This is a genomic window from Bacteroidota bacterium (genome assembly GCA_018698135.1).
Lineage (GTDB): Bacteria > Bacteroidota > Bacteroidia > CAILMK01 > JAAYUY01 > JABINZ01.
In genome coordinates this window covers 1-10,172 of the sequence record JABINZ010000234.1, presented here as the reverse complement: position 1 = coordinate 10,172, position 10,172 = coordinate 1, and the positions used below count along the sequence as shown (strand labels likewise).

9 protein-coding genes are annotated in these 10,172 nt (G+C 32.8%); 2 read left to right on the top strand and 7 right to left on the bottom strand.

The window, feature by feature from the left end; translation table 11 throughout:
* Positions 1–9: 9 nt before the first annotated feature.
* From HOG71_14580 to HOG71_14550, 7 genes are all read right to left on the bottom strand, one after another.
* On the bottom strand, positions 10–753 hold the full coding sequence (locus tag HOG71_14580; GenBank protein MBT5992074.1) for a hypothetical protein: 744 nt from the start codon (positions 751–753) through the stop codon (positions 10–12).
* A gap of 4 nt (positions 754–757) precedes the next feature.
* Entirely contained in the window at positions 758–1,243 is a 486-nt protein-coding gene (locus HOG71_14575) for a T9SS type A sorting domain-containing protein (protein ID MBT5992073.1), read from the bottom strand.
* 649 nt (positions 1,244–1,892) lie between these two features.
* Entirely contained in the window at positions 1,893–4,046 is a 2,154-nt protein-coding gene (locus HOG71_14570) for a tetratricopeptide repeat protein (protein MBT5992072.1), read from the bottom strand.
* 391 nt (positions 4,047–4,437) lie between these two features.
* Positions 4,438–4,629: a cold shock domain-containing protein gene (locus HOG71_14565; protein ID MBT5992071.1), complete on the bottom strand. Its 192-nt coding sequence runs from the start codon at positions 4,627–4,629 to the stop codon at positions 4,438–4,440.
* 133 nt (positions 4,630–4,762) lie between these two features.
* Entirely contained in the window at positions 4,763–5,305 is a 543-nt protein-coding gene (locus tag HOG71_14560) for a lipocalin family protein (GenBank protein ID MBT5992070.1), read from the bottom strand.
* 23 nt (positions 5,306–5,328) lie between these two features.
* Positions 5,329–7,704 carry a TonB-dependent receptor gene (locus tag HOG71_14555; protein ID MBT5992069.1) on the bottom strand — a complete coding sequence of 792 codons (2,376 nt, stop codon included), beginning with the start codon at positions 7,702–7,704 and terminating at the stop codon, positions 5,329–5,331.
* A 15-nt stretch (positions 7,705–7,719) separates the two neighbouring features.
* Positions 7,720–8,457, bottom strand: a complete 738-nt coding sequence (locus HOG71_14550; GenBank protein ID MBT5992068.1) for a hypothetical protein — start codon at positions 8,455–8,457, stop codon at positions 7,720–7,722.
* A gap of 86 nt (positions 8,458–8,543) precedes the next feature.
* On the opposite strand from HOG71_14550, the gene HOG71_14545 reads away from it, so the two are divergent.
* Entirely contained in the window at positions 8,544–9,212 is a 669-nt protein-coding gene (locus HOG71_14545; GenBank protein ID MBT5992067.1) for a winged helix-turn-helix transcriptional regulator, read from the top strand.
* A gap of 4 nt (positions 9,213–9,216) precedes the next feature.
* Positions 9,217–10,119 carry a TIGR01777 family protein gene (locus tag HOG71_14540; protein ID MBT5992066.1) on the top strand — a complete coding sequence of 301 codons (903 nt, stop codon included), beginning with the start codon at positions 9,217–9,219 and terminating at the stop codon, positions 10,117–10,119.
* Positions 10,120–10,172: the final 53 nt, after the last annotated feature.

Below are 10,172 nucleotides of genomic sequence, written 5' to 3'. Positions count from 1 at the left end.
GAGAGTATTTTATAGAAATGTATTTTTAGGATATTTTAATGAAAATGAATTAAGAACTAAGGAACAATCAGTAAGGTTAGAAACTAATTTAGTGTAAAGTCTAATCTTTAACTTGTGTAAACTATGTGCCTTAACGAACAGATCGGACTCAGCCGGTAGTTTTACAAAACCTCCATTGGCCAAATAAATAGTATCACTGCTAATACTAAGCACTTGCAACTCATTGGTAACTGAACCATCTACCTCAACAGCTAGTTTGCCGTTCCAGTTTGTTGTATCAGTAGCTGTAATACCTTTCGCTACTGAAGCATTGAATAGTGGATCTTTCTCATCCAGGCTACCACTTACGCTTTCAGCCGATTTTGCATGCAAAGCATATGGTACACTTGACAGCTGGCTGGTTCCTTCAATCGTATAGCTACTGCCACCAGTAGGATCCGTTTCTGTTTTGATAAAATAGGGCCCGTTTGCCCAGTCGATGGTCGTAAAATCCCCTGTAAGAACAGTACCCTCTCCTATTTGAACACTTACTAAACCATTTTCATTGGTTGATGGATTATGTGTTTCTTCATAAACAGCTGTTCCTGTTGCACTTCCTTGCAACACAGAAATCTGTAACCCAATGTTGGTGCTTTTTAGCAGTTTTTTATTGGCATCACGAATAACGGCCTGATAACTCAGACTTTGTGGCACTTGTGCAAATATGCTTATGCATACAAGCATGGCAAATAAAGTTGTATATAGTTTTTTCATTTTACTAGTGTTTTATAATTTTAAATGTTTTGATTTCTTTGTTTGCATCTAATACGTTTAAAAAGTAAGTAGAAGCAGCATGTTGACTTAAGGATATTTGCGTAGATTGGCCTTTTATTCTTCCTCTCGAAACTTGCTTTCCATTCTGATCATAAATCTGATAAACCAAATCGTTTGACACATAATCCTTAATACATAAGGTTAATAAGCCATTTGACGGATTAGGAAACACATTCATCGTGAGTTGAATAGCTGAGGCTTCAGCGATACCCACATGATTAGAAATTTCAAAAGCTTGTTGCACTCCTTCTGATACTGAATTTGTGCCATTATCATGACTTTGATAAACAACTTGTCCAACAGAATAGCTAACCGTCCCACCAGAGCCGCTAGCCTCTCCACCATTGCTGGTAGCCTGCTGTGCATTTACGCTGAAAATACCTAACAGAATGATCAGCAGAATGTTAAATAATTTTTTAATACTTCTCATAAAATTGTTTTTATGGTTCAATAAACATTGCTAATCACAACCAAAATGAAATTATAAACCTGAATAAATAATAGCCGTATTCAATTATTAACTAAATACATAAAAGTGGACATCAAGTTTAGAAGAATTTTTAATTTTCAATTGTGTTTTTTAGCTTGCACAATGTTATATCTAATCGTAAAACTGCACCAAATTAATGGGGTGGACAAAAGGTGACATGGCCACTATTAATCCGAAAACGATCTTTACAGTCTTGAATAGAGGGAATTAATTAGAGCAGAATAATCTACAAGATTCTATAGGAGTATTTAAACACCCTAATAAGGATAATAGAAAAAGAAAAATAGTACGTTTAAAATCTATTTATTAATCGCATTAGTGTGAGTTATTCTAAACTAAACCAGAGACAGTTTCAAAAGTCATCAATTCTATCCTATGTCATCATTCCCATTCCCGCTTGTCGGCAGGGCAGGAAAATGGGAATCTCATAATCAACAATTTAGAGATTCCCGCTTGCGCGAGAATGACGGTTTGAAGGACTTTTGGGACAGCCTCATTTTAATTACATAACAAGCATATCCCCTCTACCAAGCAGGTCTTTGAGGCAACTAGAGTCGCTGCAATAAAATTGCAGGGTTTTAACCTTTAACTAGATAAACAAATCATTTAAATGAACCATAATATTTGAATTGGGTTCTAAATTCATTTTTGTGCGCAAACGAGAGCGCCTTTTCTTTAAAGACTCTTGCGTAATATTGAACATGGCAGCAATTTCTTTATTCGACATACCCATATGCATATAAGAACAGAGTTTGATATCGTTATTGGTTAAATCGGGAAAAGCCGCATTTAGTTTAGTGAAAAAATCGATATGTACTTGCTCAAATTGGGCTTTAAAATTAGTCCAATCTTTCTCAAAACTTATGCTTCCATTAATAATACGTCTTAATTTCAAAAAATGACTTAAGCCTTCTTCTTCATTAGAAACAACTATTAATTTATCCAAATCTCCTTTAAGTTGCTGCAATAATTCATTTTTTTGAACAATCAGTGCGGCTGTTGTTGTCAATTCTTTACTTTTTAAAGAAATATCTTTTTCCAGATTGCTGTTTTCAAGTTGTGTTTTATCCAAAACCAATTGTTTTGCTTTTTCTGATTCTACCCGAATTATCCTCTTTTGTTTAAGCGAAGTAAAATAAAACCAAAATGTGACAAGCAATAATATCAATATGGAAATGATGGCAAAAGTTATCCATGTTAAAACTCTTGTTTTTGATTTGCTCAGTTCATGATCTTTTGCCAATAAATCGATTTCATTTTGTTTTGCTACCAATCGTAAATCATTTGCATACTCAAGTTGTAATTCATTTACACGTGTTTCAATTTCGATATTATCTAGTATAGATTTCTTGTTTTCATACTGTTTTCTGAAAGATAATGCATTTTTAAAATCACCTAAGCCTTCAAAAGCATTTGATATAATTTCAAAAATCTCTGCTAATTGCTGATGCAATTCCTGCTGCTCAAGAAATTCAATATTTGGCTTTAGCAATTCTATTGCTTTTTGATACTGCATATTTTGAGCATAATATCGTGCAACAACTATTTCAGCAAGAAGTTTACTATATCCATCTTTTGTTTCATTTGCTAATATTAGTGCTTTAGAAGCATAAAAATAAGCAGAATCGATATTATCATATTCATGGGTAAATAGATCTGCCAATGAAATAAGAGATGATATCTGACCTTTATTGTCCTGAATTTTTTGTCTTAAATGCAATGACATTCTAAAATAAAAATAAGCACTATCCAGTTCCTTCAATTCAATTTTATTGTTTCCTATATTGTTGTAAGTTCGAGCTAGTGAACCAAACTCTTTATGCTGATTTAAAATAACAATAGATTTATGATAAATTTCTATTGCTTTTTCATAATTCCCCATACTACCAAACACAGCACCAATATTCATTTGAGACCTTCCAATACCTTTGTTATCTCCCAATATTTTTTTTACCTTAATTGATTTCTGAAAATACTCAATTGCCATCTCATAGTTGGCTTTTTGTTTGTGAACGACAGCAATATTGTTGAGTAATTTGGCAATATTTTCGTTATTATCTATTGATTCATTAATAGTTAATGATTCTTCATAATAATGCAATGCACTATCGGTAAAACCCCAATTATGATAACATGAGCCAATATTTAAATACAAGGTTGCTAATCCTATCGTATCATCTTTAGGGATAAGAGAAATAATATCATAATACATTTCTAATGCAACATCAAATTTCCCAGTTGACAAATAGATCAACGCAGAATTAGCTTTAATAGTCATGCTCTGTTCATCAAACTTAAACATCTCACTAATAGTCAAAGCAGAATCAAAATAAGCCAATGCTAAATCAAATTTGTATTGGTACATGTAATACAATCCCATATGATCAAACAAGGCACATTTATCAGTGGAATTATCCATTAATATAAAAAATGGATAAGCCTGTTTAAGAAACTTTTCTGCTTGCTTAAAATCTCCTTTTTTGATATATATATAGGCTAACTTAGCTTCAACATAATGGATTTGGTATTTGCTTTCATATTTTTCATATAACTCGTATGCTTCTGAAAAATTGATAATGGCTTCGTCATATTCTTCATCCATTAAAATGTTTCCAATTTCAAATAAGACATCCGCTTTTTCAACTCCATTTAATTCATCAACTTTTTCTAATAAATCATCAATATCTGTTGATTGAGCAAAAAGGAATATAGGAGAGAATAGTATCAGAAGCAATAAACGCATACAGTTAGTTTTTTGGTTGAAAGAAAGAATATTTAGTTTAATATTATCTTATATTATCAAACTAATTTAGTTATTTAAAATTACTTTTAGCTATTTTAAATTAATTATAATGTTATATAAAATACAAAAAGCAGATAATATCATTTTGAAAGGCATTATTTATCAGCGATGACTGTCAAAACAAAGATAATAATCTAAATCAATTATTCGAAAACATAAAAAATAATATGCAATTGTGTGAAGATAAGAATATATTAGTAACAATACGTTTCAAAAAGATGGAAATTCTTCCATATCGACAGTCATCCAATTGTGGGTGAGAGAAAAAAGCCAAAAAAAAAGCCAATCATTTCTGATAGGCTTTGTTCTATAAAAAAGTCAACAATAGTTATTAAATAACTTTAACGTCTACTGCGTTTAATCCTTTTTTACCTTCTTTTAATTCAAATTCAACTGCATCACCTTCATTAATTTGATCAATTAAACCTGATACGTGTACGAAGTACTCTTTTTTTGATTCTTCTTCCATAATAAATCCAAATCCTTTGGACTCATTGAAGAATTTTACTGTTCCTTTACTCATTATTACTTATTAATTATTATTTAGACCGCAAATATAGTGTTAATTAACTTTATTCCATACTTTTTATATATTAATTTTAGTAGAAACTAAAATCCGTTTACTTTTTGAATCCTTTAATAAGAGCTGTTAACTGCTAGTTTGCCTTTTGTTCAACTTTAATCAATTGGTCTAAATTATAGCCTCTGTCTTCCAGTTTTTTTAGCAATTCCTGATAAAGTTTCTCATCCAACTGAGGAGTTCGACTTAAAATCCATAAATAATTAGGCGATTTGCTTCCAATTAAAGCCCATTCATAGTTCTCATCCAAATCCATAACCAGATAATCAGCATAAAAAATCCAAAAGAAAGACACTTTTAATCTGGCAGGAAAAGCAGGATCAGGTATTTTAGCTTTCCCAATAGCAATACTCTCCTCGCCTTCGAGGCTGTTTTTAAAGCCCTTATTTACAACCTTGATCTTACCATCTTCACGAAGTGAATAAGTAGCTGTAACGCCTACCAAGCCTTTTTCAAAAGAATGAGGAAAACGTGCAATTTCATACCATGTACCCAAATACTTATCTAATTCGAGTGTTTTAACTGTTTCTTTATTTATCATCTCTTTTTGATTAGCGCATCCAGAAAGTATTAAAATTAAAATAAGAGCCTTTGCCCCTGTTGCTATAAAATTCTTCATCTTTTTTTTTTGGTTATGAATAATTAAAATTTGACCATTAATCCAACAGTTGGCAACAATGTTCCCGACTTATTAGCAACAGCATTTAAGACATATTTTGTCCCACCGTCTGTTGTTTTATAACTACCATCAGGATTTTTTTCCCTAACAATATAATCTTGACCCACATTTTTAAAATTATAGGCATTTTGTACATCAAAATATAGCATAAGGGACCATTTTTCAAAGAAAAAGTTTTTATCAATTCGTAGATCCAATTGATGAAAAGACTTAAAGCGACCTTCATTCAATTTATCAAAATCAGGATAAGCCTGTCCGATTGCATTAAAAGCAGCAACATAAGAGGATGTTTCTAAATCGTATGGTGTATAGGGTAAACCGCCTACATAGCGCCACTTGAATCCAATTCGCCAATTTTTCTTTAATTCCTTAGTAGCAGTTAATGAAAATAGATGTTTACTATCCCATGATGATGGAATCAGTTTATCATTAATATCAGTAAACAAGCTTCTGACAAAAGTATAAGAAGCCAAAAGTCTAAAGTCCTTCAAATTTACACGATTCAGCAATTCAAAACCCACTGCATGACCAGTTCCTGAAAAGACCACAGGCGCTGCACCAGCTACACTGCTGTAATCAGCACCTTGATTGGCCAAACTTGCACCTGTATTTAAATCAATGGGATATTGAAAATAATCTTTGTAAAATCCTTCCACTGAAAACAAGATTGTACGGGAGAAACGATGCTCTAAGCCTAAATTGACATGATTGGCTCCTATGTAATTTGCAGAGGCTGAATTCACCAGAAAGTCATTATTATCGCGATAACCTAATGTAGTATAAGCAGGGAGTTGGAAATATCTTCCGACTCCGGCATTCAGCTGATTTTTAGCATTTAATGCATACGAAACAGAAAAACGAGGAGATGCCTGATTCAATGGATTTGACATTGTTTTATTGTAGCTGTTTCCATCCATTCTTACTCCTAATGAGAGTTGCAAACGGTTATCTAAAAAAGTCTTAGATGCATTTCCGAACACTCCATATTTGTATAAACTCAATGCTGAATTATAGTCAATGAAGATCAAACTATCGTTAAAATAAATTTGTTGTGAAGTTGCATTTGCATATTTAGCTGCTTCTGTACTGAGTCCGAAATTGTATTTAATTCCCTTTTCTCTGAGGGTAACTTCATACCTGAATTTATTTTCAATTTCCCGGGATTTATAGTCAAAGCTCCTTGGCAGACTTTCATCATTATTGGGATATTTATAAAATTCATTATTAAGCATATTCCTACTGAGAACAAAAGTGTGATATCCTTTGTCAAAAAAGTGCTTATAAACAGCTCCAATGGTATAACTCCATTGATTGTTTACGGGAATTTGACTTAAAATATATTCTTGAGCAGCATCTGGATCATCTATTCCATCATTTAATACTAACTTATCAAGAGATCCCAAACTGATAATGCTTAATTGATTTTTAATATCAAAATTTGTTTTTAGCTTTAATTGATAATCATTATATGTAGGTAAAAAGGGTAAGCCAATTGCAGAAAATAGAAATTGTAAATAGGATCTACGCACTGAGAAAATATAGCTAGTCTTCTTTCCCAAAGGCCCATCTACGGTTAGAGCGGTCTCACTAGCGCCTAATGTTGCTTGCAAATTCGTTTTATCTTTATTTCCTTCTTTAAGTTTGAAATCCAATACACCACTCAAGGCATTGTATTTTCCGCTTGGAAACGAACCTGCATAAAAATCAACTGACTGTATAAAATCAGCATTGATAATGCCAACTGGCCCACCTGAAGCTCCTTGTGTAGAAAAATGATTTAATACTGGTATTTCAATGTCGTCAAGAAAAAAGCGGTTTTCACTGGGACCGCCTCCTCGAATAATCACATCATTTCGAAAAGCAGGAGTTGAACCCACTCCAGGGAAAGATTGGATGACTTTTGAGATGTCTCGATTACTACCAGGATTACTTTCAATCTCCTTGGTGCCAATACGTTGCATGGACAAGGGTGCTTCCTGCTTCTTCTCAAATGGGTCGGCAACAATTACAAATTCAGAAAGCTCCTGAGCTGTTGGTTCCAATATAATTTCTATAAACGGAGTATTGCTGTTGCTAATTAATATATCCTCACTCAATTTGCTTTTATAGCCAATAAAGGAGGCTTGCAATGTTAAATATCCAGGCTTTAATCCTGTAATAATAAAATTTCCATCTAAATCGCTGGTTGTTCCTATAGCTGTTCCAACAACAATTACATTGGAAAATCCGATTGGTTCGTTGTTGCTTGCATCAATAATTTTGCCTTTTACCTGAGCATTTTGAGCAAATAGGGCAAATGAGAACAGGATGGATAAAAATAGTATGATAAGTTGTTTCATTACCTTAATAAATAATTAATGTTTAATTTGAATTTCAATGGATTCAAAAATTTCCATTGCTGTTGTCAAAGAGCTTATGTCTGTAAACAATTTACCCGTTTCTCCCTTGGGATCACCATGACCAATAGGATTCATGAAAAATTGTCCATCATCCTCATTCAACACTACTGCATAAATAATTGATGGCTGAGCCGAATGTTTGTAGGCATAGTTTTCAGGAAATTTATTATTGGTCCAGAATTTATTCCAGTCCCAGGACTGATTAAGTTCCAGCATAATTTTGCTTTGTTTACTTTTAAAATTCTTTCCTGTTTTAAATTGAAAATCTCCCTGAGGAGTTGCACAGGTATAGCCATCAATAAAAGGATAGTCGGGTGTAGGAACATGTTGTTTTCCTGCTATCAAACCTTTTTTAAATGTCCAGTATGGCAAAGCAGCTGGTTGAAAAGAAGTTCCTTCATGATTTAGCCATATAGAATCCTTGATCATTTGATGTCCAAAAACGCCACTGGCATATGATTTTGTAATAAATATTGTTCGGATATAATTTCCCTCCATGTCTTCTTCCCAAATGGCATAGGTAGGATGATTGAAGGAAATCCCTTTCTTAACGGTAATAAGCATGTCATAAGCTGCATTATTGTTATTTGTATCCAAATAAATAACTACTTCTCCAGCCTTTTTCAGGCTTGAACAACTCTCAATGATTGTTAATGCACTTATTATCAGCATTAATGTAATAAATCGTTTCATTTTGTACAATTTTGTAATTATTGCACAAAGTTAATACACTTTTGTATATTTGTGCGATAAAGTTTTATTAATTACAATTTAGTACAATGTCGGACAATATTAAAATGATCAAACAAATACTCGACTATGTTGACAGTTACGAAAAAGAGGTTGGGAATTCGAATATCAAAGAGTTTTCTATTTATATGAAAGACAAACTGATTACGAATCAGCCAGCTGGAAAGGTTCAAAATTTTGATTCAGCGAATTACAAGAATTACAAAACCTATCCCGAAGTAGAATTCTCTACCCTATTAACTGGGTTGTATCGTTTTGCAAAACACTATGTTAAAAAGGCATTTATTAATACAAAAATTAGAACGATAGATGAATTTGGCTTTTTAGCAACATTACTGAGAGAAAAAAGTTTGCTTAAGAATGAACTCATTAACAAACATTTACTGGAAATATCAAGTGGTAGCGAAATCCTGAAAAGATTAATAAAAAATGAATTGATTTATGAGTATCCGGATGAAAAAGATAAGCGTGCAAAGCGGGTTTCCCTTACAGAAACAGGCATCAAAGAAATCATGATTGCTTTTCAGGACATGCATAAAGTTTCAGAAATTATTATAGGCAATTTAGAAAGTGATGAATTAAATGATGCGCTATCCGTATTTAACAAACTAACTTTTTATCATCAACATATACATGAATCCGACAGAAACACTTGTCTGGATGAATTGCACACAAAGTTTATTATTGATAAGAATTAACATCATGGCTACTCAGGTACTAATAAGCGGAGGAAGTGGGTTGCTTGGTAAAGCAATCACTAATTTACTTACAATCAAAGGTTATGAAGTAGCTATCCTCTCCAGAAAGCGTGGAATTGAAGGAATCAAATCCTTTTATTGGGATTATGAAAAATCTATTATCGATAAAGATGCTATCGAATTTGCAGATGTAATCATTCATTTGGCCGGAGAAAATATTGCAGGAAAAAGATGGACAAAAAAGCAAAAGAAAAGTATAATTGATAGTAGAGTAAAAACGAGTGAATTATTATTTTCTGCTATTAAAGACGCGAAAAAAAAACCTGATAGGATTATTTCAGCCTCAGCCATTGGCTATTATGGAACAAAAACTACCCAACATATTTACACAGAAGAAGATGAAGCAGGTAGTGATTTTTTAGCAGATTGCGTAGTTCAATGGGAAAAAAGTGTCGACCAATTTCAAGAATTAGGGATTCAAGTATTCAAATTTCGCATAGGTGTTGTTCTTTCCAATCAGGGAGGAGCACTTCAGAAGATGTTAAAACCAATTCGAGCGGGATTTGGTGCTGTTTTAGGAAGTGGAAAGCAATACATCCCCTGGATTGAAATAAGTGATCTTGCCCGTATATTTCTTTTCGCAATCGAAAAAAAATTGACCAATTCGGTCTATAATGCTGTAGCTCCTGATTTTATAACAAACAGGGATTTTACAAAAATCTTAGCTAATAAGCTTTCCCGGCATTTGTTCTTGCCTAATATTCCGGTTTTTATTCTAAAGCTTTTTATGGGTGAGATGTCTTCCATTCTTTTATATGGTAGTCGAGTATCAGCTAAAAGTATTACTTCAGAAGGCTTTGATTTTTTGTATCAAAAGCTGGATGACATTCCTATTTCAGGCAAATAGACCTACTTATTCAGGTGCAATCAGTTTGATAAAACTTGACTAAATCGATAATG